Source organism: Pseudomonas oryzihabitans, assembly GCF_006384975.1.
Classification (GTDB): Bacteria; Pseudomonadota; Gammaproteobacteria; order Pseudomonadales; family Pseudomonadaceae; genus Chryseomonas; species Chryseomonas psychrotolerans_B.
The window spans coordinates 252,819-268,668 of sequence record NZ_CP021645.1; the positions used below are offsets into that span (position 1 = coordinate 252,819).

Annotated in this window: 15 protein-coding genes; 10 read left to right on the forward strand and 5 right to left on the reverse strand. The window is 66.8% G+C overall.

Annotation, left to right across the window (positions count from 1 at the left end):
• Positions 1-2 precede the first annotated feature (2 nt).
• Together CCZ28_RS01025 and CCZ28_RS01030 are read left to right on the forward strand one after the other, a co-directional pair.
• On the forward strand, positions 3-1,412 hold the full coding sequence (locus tag CCZ28_RS01025; protein ID WP_140215166.1) for a Y-family DNA polymerase: 1,410 nt from the start codon (positions 3-5) through the stop codon (positions 1,410-1,412).
• A complete protein-coding gene (locus CCZ28_RS01030) occupies positions 1,409-4,483 on the forward strand; it encodes an error-prone DNA polymerase (RefSeq protein ID WP_140215168.1) in 3,075 nt (1,024 codons plus the stop codon). Before CCZ28_RS01025 ends, CCZ28_RS01030 begins: the two co-directional genes overlap by 4 nt.
• 93 nt (positions 4,484-4,576) lie before the next feature.
• Here the strand turns inward: CCZ28_RS01030 and CCZ28_RS01035 are convergent, their stop codons facing one another.
• The 3 genes from CCZ28_RS01035 to CCZ28_RS01045 form a co-directional block, all read right to left on the reverse strand.
• Entirely contained in the window at positions 4,577-4,849 is a 273-nt protein-coding gene (locus tag CCZ28_RS01035) for an HU family DNA-binding protein (RefSeq protein WP_007159052.1), read from the reverse strand.
• Positions 4,850-5,103: 254 nt separating this feature from the next.
• Positions 5,104-5,475, reverse strand: a complete 372-nt coding sequence (locus CCZ28_RS01040; RefSeq protein ID WP_140215170.1) for a YkgJ family cysteine cluster protein — start codon at positions 5,473-5,475, stop codon at positions 5,104-5,106.
• 106 nt (positions 5,476-5,581) lie between these two features.
• The gene (locus tag CCZ28_RS01045; protein ID WP_140215172.1) at positions 5,582-6,490 is read right to left on the reverse strand and encodes a LysR family transcriptional regulator; all 909 of its coding nucleotides are present in this window, start codon (positions 6,488-6,490) and stop codon (positions 5,582-5,584) included.
• A gap of 97 nt (positions 6,491-6,587) precedes the next feature.
• Here CCZ28_RS01045 and CCZ28_RS01050 point away from each other — a divergent pair, with 97 nt between their 5' ends.
• On the forward strand, positions 6,588-6,989 hold the full coding sequence (locus CCZ28_RS01050; protein ID WP_140215174.1) for a DoxX family protein: 402 nt from the start codon (positions 6,588-6,590) through the stop codon (positions 6,987-6,989).
• Between the two features lie 24 nt (positions 6,990-7,013).
• Positions 7,014-7,790, forward strand: a complete 777-nt coding sequence (locus tag CCZ28_RS01055) for a DODA-type extradiol aromatic ring-opening family dioxygenase (RefSeq protein WP_140215176.1) — start codon at positions 7,014-7,016, stop codon at positions 7,788-7,790.
• A gap of 60 nt (positions 7,791-7,850) precedes the next feature.
• Here CCZ28_RS01055 and CCZ28_RS01060 read toward each other — a convergent pair whose 3' ends face one another.
• Positions 7,851-8,444 (reverse strand): Yip1 family protein, encoded by a 594-nt coding sequence (locus CCZ28_RS01060; protein ID WP_140215178.1) that lies wholly within the window; start codon positions 8,442-8,444, stop codon positions 7,851-7,853.
• Between the two features lie 291 nt (positions 8,445-8,735).
• On the opposite strand from CCZ28_RS01060, the gene hpxO reads away from it, so the two are divergent.
• From hpxO to CCZ28_RS01075, 3 genes are all read left to right on the forward strand, one after another.
• Positions 8,736-9,893 carry an FAD-dependent urate hydroxylase HpxO gene (hpxO, locus tag CCZ28_RS01065; protein ID WP_140215180.1) on the forward strand — a complete coding sequence of 386 codons (1,158 nt, stop codon included), beginning with the start codon at positions 8,736-8,738 and terminating at the stop codon, positions 9,891-9,893.
• 71 nt (positions 9,894-9,964) lie between these two features.
• Complete coding sequence (locus CCZ28_RS01070) at positions 9,965-10,981, forward strand: ABC transporter substrate-binding protein (protein WP_140215182.1); 1,017 nt, start codon at positions 9,965-9,967, stop codon at positions 10,979-10,981.
• A gap of 57 nt (positions 10,982-11,038) precedes the next feature.
• Positions 11,039-11,821, forward strand: coding sequence for a phosphate/phosphite/phosphonate ABC transporter substrate-binding protein (locus CCZ28_RS01075; protein WP_140215184.1), 783 nt, complete (start codon positions 11,039-11,041; stop codon positions 11,819-11,821).
• Between the two features lie 193 nt (positions 11,822-12,014).
• Here the strand turns inward: CCZ28_RS01075 and CCZ28_RS01080 are convergent, their stop codons facing one another.
• Entirely contained in the window at positions 12,015-12,848 is an 834-nt protein-coding gene (locus CCZ28_RS01080; RefSeq protein WP_140215186.1) for an MBL fold metallo-hydrolase, read from the reverse strand.
• A 280-nt stretch (positions 12,849-13,128) separates the two neighbouring features.
• Between CCZ28_RS01080 and CCZ28_RS01085 the strand changes: the two genes are divergently transcribed.
• From CCZ28_RS01085 to CCZ28_RS01095, 3 genes are read left to right on the forward strand one after another with little or no spacing between them, the layout of a single operon-like run.
• Positions 13,129-14,088, forward strand: a complete 960-nt coding sequence (locus tag CCZ28_RS01085; protein WP_140215188.1) for an ABC transporter substrate-binding protein — start codon at positions 13,129-13,131, stop codon at positions 14,086-14,088.
• A gap of 1 nt (position 14,089) precedes the next feature.
• A complete protein-coding gene (locus tag CCZ28_RS01090) occupies positions 14,090-14,941 on the forward strand; it encodes an ABC transporter permease (protein ID WP_140215190.1) in 852 nt (283 codons plus the stop codon).
• Positions 14,938-15,753: a quaternary amine ABC transporter ATP-binding protein gene (locus CCZ28_RS01095; RefSeq protein ID WP_140215192.1), complete on the forward strand. Its 816-nt coding sequence runs from the start codon at positions 14,938-14,940 to the stop codon at positions 15,751-15,753. The genes CCZ28_RS01090 and CCZ28_RS01095 overlap by 4 nt, the downstream gene beginning before the upstream one ends.
• Positions 15,754-15,850: the final 97 nt, after the last annotated feature.

Sequence of the window (15,850 nt, forward strand, 5' to 3'; positions counted from 1 at the left end):
CCATGCGCTGGGCCTGCATCCTCTTTCCGCAACTGGCGCTGGATGCCGTCTTGCGGCGCCATCCGGAGCCGGAGCGACCCCTGGTGCTGCTCGCCGGGCCGCCGCAGCGACGGGTGTTGCAGGCGGTCAATCCAGCCGCGCGAGCCCTGGGGCTGCGTCCTGGCCTGACGCTCGCCGCGGCCCAGGCGCTGAGCCGCGACTTCGAACAGCAGGAACACGATCCGGCGCTCATCGAGGCCGCCGAGGCGCTGCTGGCGGCCTGGGGCTACGGCTTCAGCTCCCAGGTCAGTCGCCACTATCCCCGAGCGCTGCTACTGGAGGTGCAGTCCAGCCTGCCGCTGCTGGGCCCCTGGCCGCGCCTCGAGCGACGCCTGCGCGACGAACTCCAGGCGTTGGGCTTTCGCCATCGCCTGGCCCTGGCGCCCAATCCGATAGCGGCGCGGATGCTGACCAACGTCGCCGATGGCCTGGTCGCCTCCCTCGATGACCTGCCGCATCTGCTCGCCCGTCTGCCCGTGGACCGCGCAGGCTTCGCTCCACAGCAGGCCCAGGCTCTGGCACGCATGGGCATCCGGCGGTTGGAGCAACTACTGGCCTTGCCCAGGGCCGCCCTGGCGCGACGCTTCACCCCGGAGTTGCTGCAGCAGCTGGATCTGTTGCGCGGCAGCCGCAATCTGGCGCTGGAGTTCTACCGGCCGCCGGATCGCTTCGTCACGCGGGTGGAGCTCAACTTCGAGGTGGAATCGCACCAGGCCCTGCTGTTTCCCTTGCGGCGTCTCACCGCTGACCTGGCCGTCTGGCTGGCCAGTCGCGACCGTGGGGTGCAGCGTTTCCTGCTGTGGCTGGAGCACCGCCAGGGCCCGGCCACCGCGCTCACCATAGGGCTGCTGGCCCCCGAGCGCGATGCCGCCTTGCTGTTCGAATTCGCCCGTGGCCGGCTCGAACAGTTGCAGGTGGTGGCTCCGGTCCTGGCGCTGCGCCTGGAAAGCGAAGAGTTGCCGCTGTTCGTACCCGAACGCCATGGCCTGTTCGACGAGCGCTCGGCCCAGGCCGTGGGCTGGGAGGTGCTGCGCGAGCGCCTACGCGCGCGCCTCGGCGAGGAGGCGGTGCTCGGTCTCGGCATCCAGGCCGATCACCGGCCCGAACGGGCCCTGGTCTGGCGGCACGAGCGACGGCTGGAGGCCAGGCTGCCCGCGGTACGTCCGGGCTGGCTGCTGAGCGAACCGCGTCCGCTCGACGGCCAACCGAGCCGCATCCTCGCCGGACCCGAGCGTATCGAAAGCGGCTGGTGGGACGGCGATGATCAGCGGCGTGACTACTATCGCATCGAGGTGGCCGATGGGCGCCAGGCCTGGGCCTTCCGCCGCTATGGTGAAGAGACGCCCTGGTGGGTCCAGGGCTGGTTCGCATGAGCGGCTATGCCGAGCTGCACTGCCTGTCGAACTTCAGTTTCCAGCGCGGTGCCTCCAGCGCCCTCGAGTTGTTCGAGCGGGCCAAGGCGTTGGGCTACGCGGCGCTGGCCATCACCGACGAATGCACCCTGAGCGGTATCGTACGGGCCTGGCAGGCCGCGCGGCAGGTCGGCCTGCCGCTGCTCGTCGGCAGCGAACTGACCCTGGACGAGGGTCTGCGCCTGGTACTGCTGGTGGAGAATCTGCAGGGCTACGAGAGCCTCTGCGCGCTGATCACCTGCGCCCGGCGACGCGCGCCCAAGGGCCGCTATCAGCTGACCCGGGCGGATCTGACCCAGCCCTTGCCGGGCCTGCTGGCGATCTGGCTGCCGGGTAGCGAACCGGCAGACGAGGAGGGGGCCTGGCTCAAGAGCACCTTCGTCGAGCGCCTCTGGATCGGCGTGGAATTGCTGCGCAGCGTCGACGACAGCGCTCGGCTCGCCCAGCTCCAAGCCCTGGGCGAACGCCTCGGCCTGCCCGGCGTGGCCTGTGGCGACGTGCACATGCACAGCCGCGGTCGTCGTGCCTTGCAGGACGTGCTCACCGCCATTCGCCATCATCTGCCGCTGGCCGAGGCCGGCTATCGGCTGCACCCCAATGGCGAACGCCACCTGCGCCCCCTGGCTGTGCTCGAAGACCTGTATCCCGTGGCATTGCGCGCCGCAACCCTGGAGATCGCCGCCCGTTGTCGCTTCGATCTGGCCGAGCTGCGCTATCAGTACCCCCACGAGGTGGTGCCCGCCGGCGAGACGGCCACTTCCTGGCTCGCCGAGCTGACCCGTCGTGGGCTGGCCTGGCGCTGGCCGGAGGGCGTACCGGACACGGTCGCCAGCAGGGTGGCCCTGGAGCTGGCGCTGATCGCCGAGAAGGGCTACGAGAACTACTTTCTCACCGTGCACGACATCGTCGACTACGCCCGTCGCCAGCATATCCTCTGCCAGGGGCGCGGCTCGGCGGCCAACTCGGTGGTCTGCTACGCCCTGGGCATCACCGAGCTGAGTCCCCTGACCGGCAACCTGTTGTTCGAGCGTTTCATCTCCCGTGAGCGCGACGAGCCGCCGGACATCGACGTGGATTTCGAGCACGAGCGGCGCGAAGAGGTCATCCAGTACGTCTTTCGCCGCTACGGTCGCGAGCGGGCCGCGCTCACCGCGGTGGTCAGCACCTACCATGCCGCCGGTGCCCTGCGCGATGTCGGCAAGGCCCTGGGCCTGCCGGGCGACCAGCTCAATGCCCTGTCCGGCTGCGCCGGGCGCTGGACCGATGAGATTCCCGGCCCCCAGCGTCTGCGCGAGGCGGGCTTCGATCCGGACAGCCCCCTGTTGCAGCGGGTGCTCATCCTCGCCGGCCAATTAATCGGCTTTCCCCGGCATCTTTCCCAGCATCCCGGTGGTTTCGTCATCTCCGAGGCGCCCCTGGCGACGCTGGTGCCGGTGGAAAACGCCGCCATGGCCGAGCGCACCCTGATCCAGTGGGACAAGGACGACCTCGACGCCGTGGGCCTGCTCAAGGTCGACATCCTCGCCCTCGGCATGCTCAGCGCCTTGCGCCGCTGCTTCGACCTGGTCGCCGACTGGCGTGGCCAGCGCTGGACCCTGGCCAGCCTGCCCCAGGAGGATAAATCCACCTACACGATGATCTCCCGCGCCGATACGGTCGGGGTATTCCAGATCGAATCGCGCGCTCAGATGGCCATGCTGCCGCGCCTCAGGCCCCAGACCCTCTATGACCTGGTGATCGAGGTAGCCATCGTGCGCCCCGGACCGATCCAGGGGGACATGGTGCATCCCTACCTGCGCCGCCGTAACGGGGAGGAAGAGGAGGAGTATCCCCATGACGAACTGCGCCCGGCGCTGGAGCGCACCCTGGGGGTGCCGCTGTTCCAGGAGCAGGTCATGCAGATCGCCATCATCGCCGCCGAATACACGCCGGGCGAGGCCGACCAGTTAAGGCGCTCCATGGCTGCCTGGAAACGCCATGGCGGCCTGGAGCCCCATCGTAAGCGGCTGCACGACCGGATGGTCGAGCGCGGCTATGAACCGGAATTCGCCGCGCGACTCTTCGAGCAGATCAAGGGTTTCGGCAGCTACGGCTTTCCCGAGTCCCATGCCGCCAGCTTCGCCCTGCTGACCTATGCCAGTTCTTGGCTCAAATGCCATGAACCGGCCGCCTTCGCCTGCGCCCTGGTGAACAGCTGGCCGATGGGTTTCTACAGCCCGGACCAGGTGTTGCAGGACGCCCGTCGCCATGGCGTCGAGGTGCGCGCCGTGGACGTGCAGTGCAGCGACTGGGACTGCCGGCTGGAGGCGGGAGGAGGCCCGCAGCCAGCGATTCGCCTCGGGCTACGCCTGGTGCAGGGCTTGGCGGAGGCGATCGGACGGCGCCTGGTGGCGGCCCGGGGCGCGAGTCGCTTCAAGGATGTGGAAGACCTGTGCCGGCGGGCCGACCTGGATAATCGCGCCCGAGGGCAACTGGCCGATGCCGGAGCCCTGGCGGATCTCGCCGGTGATCGCCACCAGGCGCGTTGGGCCATGGCCGGCGTGGAGCGCCAGCTACCGTTGTTCGCGGCGGCTAGCGCGGCCGCCGAGGAGCGCCCGGAATTGCCTGTCCCCAGTGTCGCGGAAGAGGTTCACGCCGACTATCGCACCCTGGGCACTACCCTGGGGCCTCATCCGTTACTGCTGTTGCGCGGTGAACTACAGGCACGGCGTTGCCGGGATTTCAGCCAACTGAGCGATGTCCAGCCGGGGGCCTTGGTCCGGGTCGCCGGACTGGTGCGGGGACGGCAGCGACCGGGCACGGCCAGTGGCGTCATCTTCGTGACCCTGGAAGACGAGCACGGCATGCTCAATGTGGTGGTCTGGCGCGCCGTGGGCGAGCAGCAGCGACGACCCCTGTTGCAGGCACGCCTGTTACAGGTCGAAGGGCATCTGGAGCGGGAAGCGGGGGTACAGCACCTGATCGCCGGTCGGTTGACCGATCTGACTCCGCTGCTCGACGAACTCATGGTGTCGAGTCGGGATTTTCACTGAGGGCGTACGGGGAAGAAGGGGAAGGGTGCAGCGGGAGGGCTGTCTTCCGAAGCGCTCGAGAGCGCCCGGAAGACAAGAATCGACCAGACAGCCTTAGCTGACGGCGTCTTTCAGGCCTTTGCCGGGCTTGAAGCCGGGCAGCTTGGCAGCGGCGATCTTGATGGTGGCACCGGTCTGCGGGTTGCGGCCTTCGCGAGCAGCGCGCTCTTTCACTGCGAAAGTTCCGAAACCGACCAGGCTAACGCTGTCGCCTTGCTTCAGGGCGTCGGTCACCGCAGTGGTGAAGGCGTCCAGGGCTTTGGCAGCGGTGGCCTTGGGCAGGTCGGCAGACGCGGCAATGGCGTCGATCAGCTCAGCTTTATTCATGTAAAAACTCCATGTGTGAGTATTGGCCAGGCAGTATAGCGGCAGCTTTGCCTTGCGTAGAGCCTTTGTGAGCCTCTACGTGGCCGGTTGAAGCAGCCTAGTTGTTCGGCGCTACAGGATACGCATAGCGGGCGAAAGAGCGATAGGGTATTCCATGATGCAGGGGCGTGAAAACCTGATCCGTACTGCATTTTCCAAGCTTTACAGCCCAACCGTCGCCTTTTTGGGCAGCGGCAGGGGCCGTTTGGTTTCCTTTAGGCGACTCGGTCCGGCGAAAGATGGGGCTGCAGCGGCGGCGTCAAGGGCGGCAGGCCATGGGCCGCACGGGCGGCATCGCAATGGGGATTGGGCTCGCCGTTTTCCCAGGCGGCCATGAATTCCCGGCAGGTACTGGAGCGATTCTCATAGATGGTGCAGCGGGTGCCGCAACCGACCTCGCCCAAGAGCGCCGCACAGCGCGCGGGCTTCTGCTCCGTGCCCTGCATCGCCACCAGGTGGGGCGTGACGGCCACGGTGAGGTTGTCGGGGACCAGGCCGCCTGCCGATTGGCATTCGCCCCAGTAGAAAGACACGCGGAAATAGGCGCAACAGGCGCCACAGCTCAGGCAAGGATTCTCGGTCGACATGCACGAAGGCCATCGCAGAAACCGGCGGCGCCGGCGGGACAAGGGCGGATTCTAGGCAAGCCCCAGCAGCCTGCGAAGCCCCCGGCAACGACCGTTCGGCGGCGACCTACGGCACTCTCGTCCCGGGACCGGGGGTGACCAGATGCCGCTGTAGCCAGGCGATGAACACCCTGACCTTGGCCGGCACCAGTCGGCGGTGCGGATAGACCGCATGGATGGCGATGGCCTGGGTGTGCCAAGTGGCGAACAGTCGCGCCAGGCGGCCACTGGCGATGTCTTCGCCGACCAGGAAATCCGGCTGGCGGATGATGCCGTGCCCGTCCAGCGCCGCCTGGTGCAGCACGCTGCCGTTGTTGGCGCGCAAAGGGCCGCCGACCTTGACCTGCAGACGTTCGGTGCCACGCTGGAATTCCCAGTCATCGCCGTCGCTGGCATAGCTGTAGAGCAGGCAGCGGTGCTGCCGCAACTCGCTTGGATGCTCCGGGTGGCCATGCAATTGCAAGTAGGTAGGCGCCGCGCAGACGAACAATTCCACCGCCCCCAATGGCTGCGCCACCAGGCTGGAATCGCTCAGCTCGCCGATGCGCACGGCGAGATCGAAGCCTTCCTCGACCAGCCGTACCTGGCGATCGCTGAGTTCCAGGTCGATGGAAACGTCCGGGTATTCCTGCAGGAAGCTGCTCACCAGCGGTGCCAGGTGGCGTACGCCGAAGGTAAGGGGGGCGCTGACCCGCAGCCGGCCCCGGGGGCGCTCGTGGCCTTCTTGCAGACGCTGTTCGAGGGCATCCAGATCACCCAGCAGGGGCACGATGCCTTCGTAGAGGGTACGGCCGGCCTCGGTCAGGCTCAGGGTACGGGTGGTGCGCTGCAACAACCGGGTGCCGTAGTGCCGTTCCAGCGCCGCCAGGTGCTTGGTGAGGGCCGAGCGTGACAGCTCCAGACGCTCGGCCGCGGCGGTGAGGCTGCCCAGTTCGACGATCCTGACGAAGGCCTCCAGCGCACGCAGGGTATCCATGCCTTGTTTCCTATTCGTGCACAGTGCATTCGCAGTTTGCTGCTTTATTCGCGTTATGGAAACAGGACAATGAGCCTATCTTCCCTGAACGAGTGCCATCATGAACGACCGTACCGCTCCTTACGCTGCCCTGTTGCTGCGCATCGCCTTGGGCGTGATGTTCCTGGCCCACGGCCTGACGAAACTGCTGGTCTTCACCCTGCCAGGCAGTGCCGCCTTCTTCGCTTCGGTGGGTTTTCCCGGCTGGTTGGCCTATCCGGTCACCTTCTTCGAGCTGGCGGCCGGTATCCTGTTGCTCTTGGGTGCCTGGGTCCGTCCCGTGGCGGCGGTCGCCGCCGTCCAGTTGTTCGTCGCCGCGACCGTCCATTTCGGCAATGGCTGGTCGTTCACCAATCCCCATGGTGGCTGGGAATATCCGGTTTTCCTCGCCGTCACCGCCGCGGCCCTGGCTCTGTTGGGCGCCGGTCGGCTGTCCTGGGATGCCCGCAAGCACGCCTGATTCTGCCTTCGAGAGGTAACCGCCATGTCGCTTCCCACCCTGTTCGTTTCCCACGGCTCGCCCATGGAGGCGCTCGACGCCGGTGCGGCGGGAGAGGCTTGGCGGCGCCTGGGGCAGACGCTGCCAACGCCTGCGGCCATCGTCGTGGTGTCGGCGCATTTCGATACCCAGGTGCCGGTGTTCGGCCGCGCCGAGCGCCCGGCCACCATCCATGACTTCTACGGCTTTCCCGACGCCCTCTACCAACTGGACTATCCCGCGCCCGGTGCCCCGGCATTGGCCGAGCAACTGGCTCAAGGACTGCGTGACCAGGGCTGGGAGGCGCGTACCGGCGAGCAGGGCCTGGATCATGGTGCCTGGGTGCCGCTGCGCTATCTCTATCCCGAAGCAGAGATTCCGGTGGTGCCCCTGTCGATGAGCGCGGCCCGTGGGCCGGAGTATCACTTCGCCCTGGGCCAGGCGTTGGCGCCCCTGCTGCCGGCGGACACCCTGCTGATCGGCTCGGGTAGCCTTACCCATAACCTGGGTGATTTCCGCCGGGGTGGCAGTGAATCGCCCGGCTATGTGGCGGACTTCCAGCAGTGGATGCAGGGCCGTCTGCAGGCGCGTGATCTCGCGGCCCTGCTGGATTACCGCCGCCAGGCACCTGGTGCCCGCCAGGCGCATCCCACCGACGAGCACCTGCTGCCGCTATTCGTCGCCCTGGGCGCCGCGGACCCGGAAGGGGACTTCGCCATCCATCACGACGGCATCGCCCATCGCATCCTGGCGATGGACCTCTACGGTTTTTCCCGCCACTGATGCACAACGAAGGCCCGGCTCCCTTGGTGAGCCGGGCCTTTTTCAGGGGAACATCCTGCCTCAGCCGAACAGCTGCGGACCGTAGCCCCACATCAGTACCGTGGTCGCCATCAGTACCTCGAGCACCAGCACCCCGATGGCCAGCGTCGAGCCGGACATGATGAAGCCTTCACGCTGGTCGATATTGAGGAAGGACGGAATGCCGGTGTAGAGCAGGTAGGCCGAATAGGCCAGGCCGACGATACCGGCGATGGCACACAGCCACACCAGCGGATAGAACCCCACCAGCCCGCTAAGCAGCATCGGGGTGGCCACGTAGCCGGCGAACAGGATGCAGCGATTGGCACTGGGTCGATCCGGATAACGCCGCGCCAGCCAGTGGATCACATGACCCATGGCCACCACTGCGGCCATGATCAGCGCATAGCTGATGACCGCCAGCACCACGGCGGTGGGTAGATCCAGTACATGGGCTTCGCCACCGCCGAAGCGCCAGCCGAAGGTGGTGGTGCCGACCAGGGACGCCACGACCGGAATGGCCGCCAGGAAGGCGACATGATGGGCGAAGAAGTGCCCGACGGATTCCCCTTCGCGACGAATCTGTTGCCACTCGCGATCGGGATGGGCCAGCAGGCCCCAGACATGATTGATCATGATCCTGCTCCTCACCCGCTGTGGTCGCCGCAAGCGGGCCTCTAGGTGATGGCGAATGCTGGACTAACGCATCTGGCGACTACCTTATGAGTATAGAAGGGCTCTGGAATGCGTCATGCGAGCCGACGAAGGGTCGCCTGCTTCGAAACGAAGCGACCAGCGGCGCCCAGGCACCAGCCTGGTGCGTTTTCTGCCGAGCTTTACTGCGTTGTGCGCCGATTTTCCAATACCTGACCACTTGGACAGGTTTTTGCTTGGTCAGGGCATCTGTTACCGCCAACGAGGCCTGTCATGCCAACTCTCGACATCATCATCGCCGGTGCCGGCATGGGCGGGCTCAGCGCCGCCCTGGCACTCCAGCAAGCCGGCCACCGCGTACGGCTGTTCGAGCGTGCCATGGAGCTGGCGCCCATCGGCGCGGCCATCTCCATCTGGCCCAATGGCGTGAAGGTGCTGGACCGCCTGGGCCTGGGGCCAGCCATCGCCGCCGTGAGCGGCGACATGCGCACCATGAGCTACCACGATCAACAGGGGCAATTGCTCACGCGCTTCAGCCTGCTGCCGCTCTATGAGGCCGTCGGTCGCCCTGCACAGCCAATCGCCCGGGCCCAGTTGCAGCGCCTGTTGCTGGACGCGGTGGGCGCGGAGCGGGTAACGCTCGGTGTTGGCTGCGAGGGTTTCGCGCAAGACGAGCACGGGGTGACGGTAACACTCAGTGACGGTCGCCAGGAGCGGGCCGACCTGCTGGTCGCCGCCGACGGGACCCACTCGCGGCTGCGGGACCGGGTGGTGGGGCAGTCGATCACCCGTGACTACTGTGGCTACGTGAACTGGAACGGACGGGTGAAGATCGCGCCGGACCTGGCCGAAGAACACGAGTGGGCGCAGTTCGTGGGTAATCACCAGCGCGTCTCGCTGATGCCCATGGGCGGCGGCGAGTTCTACTTCTTCTTCGATGTGCCGCTGCCCAAGGGGACGCCCAACGACCGTAGTCGTTACCGCGAGGAGCTGGCCGGGCATTTCGCCGGCTGGGCACCGCCGGTGCAGCGCCTCATCGAGCGCCTGGATCCCCAGGGGGTCGCCCGGGTCGAAATCCACGATACCCGACCGCTGACCACCCTGGTGCGTGGGCGAGTGGCCCTGCTGGGCGATTCGGCCCATTCCATGGCGCCGGACCTGGGGCAGGGTGGTTGCCAGGCCATGGAGGATGCCTGGGTGCTGGCGCGTTGCCTGGAAGTCGAAGCCGATCCCTTGGCAGCCTTGCAGGCCTACGAGCAGGCCCGCGTCGAGCGGGTCGCTGGCATCGTCGAGCGGGCGCGCAAGCGCTGCGAGATCACCCATGGCCAGGCTCCCGAAGCTACCCGCGCCTGGTACGCCGAGCTCGCCGAGGAAACCGGTGAGACGGTGATCGCCGGGTTGCGCAAGACCGCTGACGGCGGCCCGCTGTGAAATAGTCGGGGCGGGACGAACGGCAGTGTCTGGGGTATAAATCCCTATTTGGCTTATCAGAGATTCTGCCCATGCGTCTACGTCTCGCCCTAACCCTCGTCAGTTCTTTCGCCCTGGCTCCGCTGGCCTTCGCCGCCGAGAGTGGCTGCCCTTATCCGCAGACGGTGAAGTTCGCCGGACCCAACTGGGAGAGCGGCATGTTCACCACCGAGGTCCTGCGCCTGCTGGTGGAGAAGGGCTATGGCTGCCAGACCGACGCCGTGCCCGGTAATACCGTGACCCTGGAGAACGCCCTGGCGCAGAACGATATCCAGGTCACCGGCGAGCAGTGGGCCGGTCGCAGTCCAGCTTGGCGCGCGGCGGAGCAGGCCGGCAAGGTCTTCGCCGTGGGCGAGACCGTCAAGGGTGCCACCGAGGGCTGGTGGGTGCCGGAATACCTGGTCAAGGGCGATCCGGCCCGGGGCATCAAGGCCAAGGCACCGGACCTCAAGAGCGTGGCCGACCTGCCGCGCTACAAGGATTTGTTCCGCGATCCGGAAGAACCGGGCAAGGGCCGTTTCCTCAATTGCCCCACCGGCTGGACCTGCGAAATCGTCAACACCCAGAAGCTCAAGGCCTACAAGCTGACCGACAGCTACACCAACTTCCGTACCGGCACTGGCCCCGCGCTGGATGCTGCCATCGCCACCGCCATGCGTCGGGGCGAGCCGGTACTCTTCTACTATTGGTCGCCGACCCCGCTGATGGGTCGCTACAAGCTGGTCCAGCTGGAAGAGCCGCCCTTCAGCGAAAAGGCCTGGGAGACGCTGTCGGACCCGAAGAATCCCAATCCACTGCCGTCGCGGTCGCTGCCGGCCAAGATCACCATCGGCGTTTCGCGCGACCTGCACGACAAGGCGCCGGCCCTGGTGGCCCTGTTCGAGAAGGTGCAATTCCCCCTCGACCAGTTCAACGGCATCCTCGCCGAGATGGCGGAGAAGCACGAAGACGCCCAGGTGGTGGCCAAGCGTTTCCTCAAGGAGCACCCGGAGGTCTGGGCGTCCTGGCTGCCGGCGGAAAACGCCGAGCGGGTGAAGGCGGCGCTCTGAGAGCCCGCCCGGGCGGGTGATGGGCGATAATGGTGGTTTCCTCTATTGGAGCCATCCATGACCGTCGCCGCCCTCACCATGTACGTCGAGCCCGCCGAGGTACGAGCCGCCTATCGTCAGCTGGCCGACGCCGTGGCCCGGCGGTTGGACGTAGAACTCGCGCCCGCCCCCGAGGATCTGCCGACGCTCTGGAGTCATCCCGATCTGCTGCTGGCCCAGACCTGCGGCTATCCCTGGGCGACCCGCCTGCGCGGCCAGGTCCGTCTGGTCGCCGCTCCGCGGTATGACTTCGAAGGCTGCGCAGGGGCCGAGCACTGCGCCTTCATCCTGGTGCCGGAAACGCTGGAGGCGGAGAGCCTGGCCGACCTGCGCGGCAAGCGCGTGGCCCTCAATGGCCTGGACTCCAACACCGGCATGAACCTGTTGCGCCACGCCGTGGCCCCCCTGGCCGAGCGCGGCCGCTTCTTCGGTGAGGTCATCGTCAGCGAGAGCCACGCCAACAGCCTGGCCCTGTTGCAGCAGGAGCATGCCGATGTAGCCGCGGTGGATGCCGTGACCTATGGCTATCTGCGTCGCGCCGAGCCTGGACGCGTCGCGGGTCTGCGTCTGCTGCAACGCACCCGGCCGAGCCCGACGTTGCCCTTCATCACCGCGGCCAGCCGGTCCGATGCCGAGGTGGACGCCTTGCGTGCTGCCTTGAACGACAGCCTTGCGGCTGACCCCGAGCTGGGTGGCATCTTGGCCATCGAGGGCATTACCGCAGTGGACGAGGCCACCTATCTGCCGCTGCTGGACTGGCGCCGTGAGGCGGTGGAAAAGGGTTATCCGGTCATCGCCTAGGTTGGGCTGAGACGATTCCACTGTCGAAGCCAAACATTGGGAAGCCGGCCTGGGAATGTTGGGCTTCGCTGTGCTCAGCCCAACCTAAGGTGACGGCTCTTGGCGTAGGTTGGGTTGAGACGGCTTTATCGTCGAAGCCCAACATGGGGAGTGTGGCCTGGTCACTGTTGGGCTTCGCTGCGCTCAACCCAACCTACGGTGTCCCTGCCTGCAACCGCCGCAACTCCACCAGATCATGGCTACAGAACAGCGTCAGCCCCAGGTCCTGGCGCAGGGAGAGTTCGCGTAGCCGGGCCTGGTTGTCCAGGCGGCTGGTGCGGTCGGCTTCCATCAGCCGCTGGTAGAACCTCAGTCCTGGGGTACAGCGGCGTTCGGGATGGCCCATCTCCTCGCGGTAGAAATAGGCGTCGCCGGCGTGCAGCAGCCAGCCGCCGTCATGTTGGATGGCGATCCCGGCATGACCCGGGGTATGGCCGGGCAGGGGGATCATCAGGATTTCCGGTGGCAGACCGGGCAGGTCGCGGACGGCGGCGAAGCCCTGCCAGGCTTCGCCCTGCGGCTCATGGAAGTGCCAGTGGCGGATGCCTTGCCACTGCGCCGGGCTGTAGCGACGGCGGCCGATGAAGCCGTGGCGCTGCCGCTGGGCCTCCCACTCGCGCTGCAGCACATGGACCTGGGCCTGGGGAAAGTCGTCCAGTCCGCCGGCATGATCGAAATCCAGGTGGGTCAGCACGATATGGCGCACATCGCCGGGCCGAAAGCCCAGCCGGCGGACCTGCGCCAGGGCGCTGAGTTCGGGGTCGTACTGGATGCGATTCATCAACCGGAAGAAGGGGCTCAGCCGCCGACCGCGTTCCTGCAAGTCGAGTTCGCCGAAGCCGGTGTCCACCAGCACCAGTCCGGAATGGTCGGTCTCTACCAGCAGACAATGACAGGCCAGGTGGGCGGCGAGACCGCGGCTGAAACCGTCATACAGCGCCCCGCCCAGGGGGCACATGCAGCCGCAATTGATGTGATGGATACGCATGGCGGGCTCCGCGAGGGTGACCTGCGGTAGAAGAGGCGAGGGCGGGCAAAGTTCGAGCGCAGCGGCCGTTCGTGCGGGTCCGCAGCCGGTGGGGGGGCGGCGGGCCGGGGCGGCGACGATTGACCGACCGGAGCACGATCTCGGGTTAAGCGCCGGTGAGGCGGGTAAGGGCAGTGCCACGGCCTCTGGCTGAACCCTGAGCCGTCGGTGCTGACCAAGCTAGGATCGCCAGCGGACCGGCTCTGCCGCCCTGGCCCGCCCAGCGCAGACGGAGCCGTCCATGCCAATAGCCTTTCCCCGCCGTTCCCTCCTGGCCGCCGGCCTGTCCCTTGGCCTGCTCGCCGCCGGCAGTGCCCAGGCGGCCGACTGGTGCGCCAGCAAGTCCGTGAAGTTCGCCGGGGTGAACTGGGAGAGCGGCATGCTACTCACCGAGTTGATGGGCTTCGTCCTGCAGCATGGCTATGACTGCAAGGTGGATAGCATCCCCGGCAATTCCATCACCCTGGAACAGGCGCTGGCCAATGACGACATCCAGGTGTTCGCCGAGGAGTGGATCGGCCGCAGCGAGGCCTGGAACAAGGCCGCCGCGTCTGGCAAGGTAGTCGGCGTGGGTGCGCCCATCGAAGGAGCCACCGAAGGCTGGTACGTGCCACGCTACCTGGTGGAAGGCGAGGACGCCAAGGCGCCCAAACTCAAGACCATCGCCGACCTCGGCCAATACGCCGAGCTGTTCCGCGACCCGGAAGAGCCGGGCAAAGGCCGCTTCCACAATTGCCCGGCCGGTTGGACCTGCGAGCTGGAGAATACGCAGATGCTACAGAGTTACGGTCTGGCTGACCGCTACACCAACTTCCGCCCCGGCACCGGGCCGGCACTGGATGCAGCCATCGTTTCGGCGACCAAACGCAAGCAGCCGATCCTCACCTACTACTGGTCGCCGACGCCGCTGCTAGGCCGGGTCGATCTGGTCCAGCTGAGGCCCCGCGATGGCGAGGAAAAACGCATCCAGGTACAGGCCGGCCTGTCCAAGCCGTTTCACGATGGCGCTCCAGAACTGGTCGCCGTGCTGAGCCGGGTCAACGTGCCCATCGCGCTGCTCAACCGCACCCTGGCCCAGCAGGCCGAGGCCAAGCAGGATGCGCCCACCACCGCCAAGGCGTTGCTCAAGGCCCATCCCGAACTGTGGCAGGCCTGGGTGACCGACGCCGACGCCCGCAACAAGATCCAGGCGGCGCTCTAGGATGTTTCCCGAAGGCCTGACCTTTTCCTTCGCCGATGCCGTGAATCGCGGCGTCGACTGGCTGGTGACCCGCTACGGTGATGTCTTCCGCGCCATCTCCGACACCCTGCTGCAGGCCATCGTCTGGCTGGAAGGCCTGCTGCGCGGTACGCCCTGGTGGGCCATCCTGCTGATCGTCGCGGCCCTGGCCGGCCACGCCACCCGCCGGGTAGTGCCGACGCTGCTGATCACCGGCCTGCTGTTCCTGGTCGGCGCCCTGGGGTTGTGGGACAAGCTGATGCAGACCCTGGCCCTGGTGCTGGTGGCCACCGCCATCGCCGTGATCATCGGCGTGCCCCTGGGCATTCTCTGCGCGCGCAGCACCCGACTGCGCCTGGTGCTGATGCCGCTCTTGGACATCATGCAGACCATGCCCAGCTTCGTGTACCTGATCCCGGTGTTGATGCTGTTCGGCCTGGGCAAGGTGCCGGCGATCTTCGCCACGGTGATCTATGCCGCGCCGCCTTTGATCCGCCTCACCGATCTCGGCATCCGCCAGGTCGACCGCGAGGTGATGGAGGCGGTCAACGCCTTCGGCGCCAGTCGCTGGCAGCAACTGTTCGGCGTGCAACTGCCGCTGGCGCTGCCGAGCATCATGGCTGGCATCAACCAGACCACCATGATGGCGCTGTCCATGGTGGTGATCGCCTCCATGATCGGCGCGCGCGGCCTCGGTGAGGAGGTGCTGGTGGGCATCCAGACCCTGGACGTGGGCAAGGGCCTGCAGGCGGGCCTGGCCATCGTCATCCTCGCCGTGGTCATCGATCGCATCACCCAGGCCTATGGTCGCCAGCGTCATGAGGTGGAGCGATGAAGATCGTCGTCGAGCGGGTTTCCAAGATCTTCGGCAAGCGCGAACAGGCGGCCTTGGCGCTGCTGCGCGAGGGGCACGACAAGGCCGAGATCCTCGCCCGCACCGGTTGCGTGGTGGGGGTGGATGATCTCTCCCTGGAGATCGCCGAGGGCGAGATCTTCGTCATCATGGGGTTGTCCGGTTCGGGCAAGTCGACCCTGGTGCGCCACCTCAACCGGCTGATCGACCCCAGCAGCGGGCGCATCCTCATCGACGGCCAGGACATCCTCCAGCTACCCCTGCCGGCCCTGCGCGACCTGCGCCGCCAGCGCATCAGCATGGTGTTCCAGAGTTTCGGCCTGTTGCCGCATCGGCGGGTGGTGGACAACGTCGCCTACGGCCTCAAGGTGCGCGGCGAGCCCAAGGCGGTCTGCCGCGAGCGGGCGCTGCACTGGCTGGAGGTGGTCGGCCTGAGCGGTTACGAGCGCAAGTGGCCGCACCAGCTCTCCGGAGGCATGCGCCAGCGCGTCGGCCTGGCGCGGGCCCTGGCGGCGGATACCGAGATCATCCTGATGGACGAAGCCTTCTCCGCCCTCGATCCGCTGATCCGCGCCGAGATGCAGGACCAGCTGTTGGAACTGCAACAGCGCCTGCACAAGACCATCGTCTTCATCACCCACGACCTGGACGAGGCGCTGCGTCTGGGCAATCGCATCGCCATCCTGCGCGATGGGCGTCTGGTGCAGGTGGGCACGCCGGCGGACATTCTCGGCCAGCCCGCCGACGACTACGTGGCGCGCTTCGTCCAGCGGCGGAGCGTTGCGACAGTTTGAAACAATTGCGGCAAGGCCCTTCACGAGCATTTCACAGGGCCAAGGCTCTGATGGTGAGACCTGTGGCCTGACCTCGCGCCAGGCCTTTTTTCTACTA

Excerpts from the sequence above, each read along its gene's own strand:
- CCZ28_RS01030 (WP_140215168.1), top strand. The coding sequence starts at position 1,409 with ATGAGCGGCTATGCCGAGCTGCACTGCCTGTCGAACTTCAGTTTCCAG.
- CCZ28_RS01075 (WP_140215184.1), top strand. The coding sequence starts at position 11,039 with ATGACCGTCGCCGCCCTCACCATGTACGTCGAGCCCGCCGAGGTACGA.
- CCZ28_RS01025 (WP_140215166.1), top strand. The coding sequence starts at position 3 with ATGCGCTGGGCCTGCATCCTCTTTCCGCAACTGGCGCTGGATGCCGTC.
- CCZ28_RS01085 (WP_140215188.1), top strand. The coding sequence starts at position 13,129 with ATGCCAATAGCCTTTCCCCGCCGTTCCCTCCTGGCCGCCGGCCTGTCC.
- hpxO (WP_140215180.1), top strand. The coding sequence starts at position 8,736 with ATGCCAACTCTCGACATCATCATCGCCGGTGCCGGCATGGGCGGGCTC.
- CCZ28_RS01070 (WP_140215182.1), top strand. The coding sequence starts at position 9,965 with ATGCGTCTACGTCTCGCCCTAACCCTCGTCAGTTCTTTCGCCCTGGCT.
- CCZ28_RS01055 (WP_140215176.1), top strand. The coding sequence starts at position 7,014 with ATGTCGCTTCCCACCCTGTTCGTTTCCCACGGCTCGCCCATGGAGGCG.
- CCZ28_RS01090 (WP_140215190.1), top strand. The coding sequence starts at position 14,090 with ATGTTTCCCGAAGGCCTGACCTTTTCCTTCGCCGATGCCGTGAATCGC.
- CCZ28_RS01035 (WP_007159052.1), bottom strand. The coding sequence starts at position 4,849 with ATGAATAAAGCTGAGCTGATCGACGCCATTGCCGCGTCTGCCGACCTG.
- CCZ28_RS01060 (WP_140215178.1), bottom strand. The coding sequence starts at position 8,444 with ATGATCAATCATGTCTGGGGCCTGCTGGCCCATCCCGATCGCGAGTGG.
- CCZ28_RS01080 (WP_140215186.1), bottom strand. The coding sequence starts at position 12,848 with ATGCGTATCCATCACATCAATTGCGGCTGCATGTGCCCCCTGGGCGGG.
- CCZ28_RS01045 (WP_140215172.1), bottom strand. The coding sequence starts at position 6,490 with ATGGATACCCTGCGTGCGCTGGAGGCCTTCGTCAGGATCGTCGAACTG.
- CCZ28_RS01095 (WP_140215192.1), top strand. The coding sequence starts at position 14,938 with ATGAAGATCGTCGTCGAGCGGGTTTCCAAGATCTTCGGCAAGCGCGAA.
- CCZ28_RS01040 (WP_140215170.1), bottom strand. The coding sequence starts at position 5,475 with ATGTCGACCGAGAATCCTTGCCTGAGCTGTGGCGCCTGTTGCGCCTAT.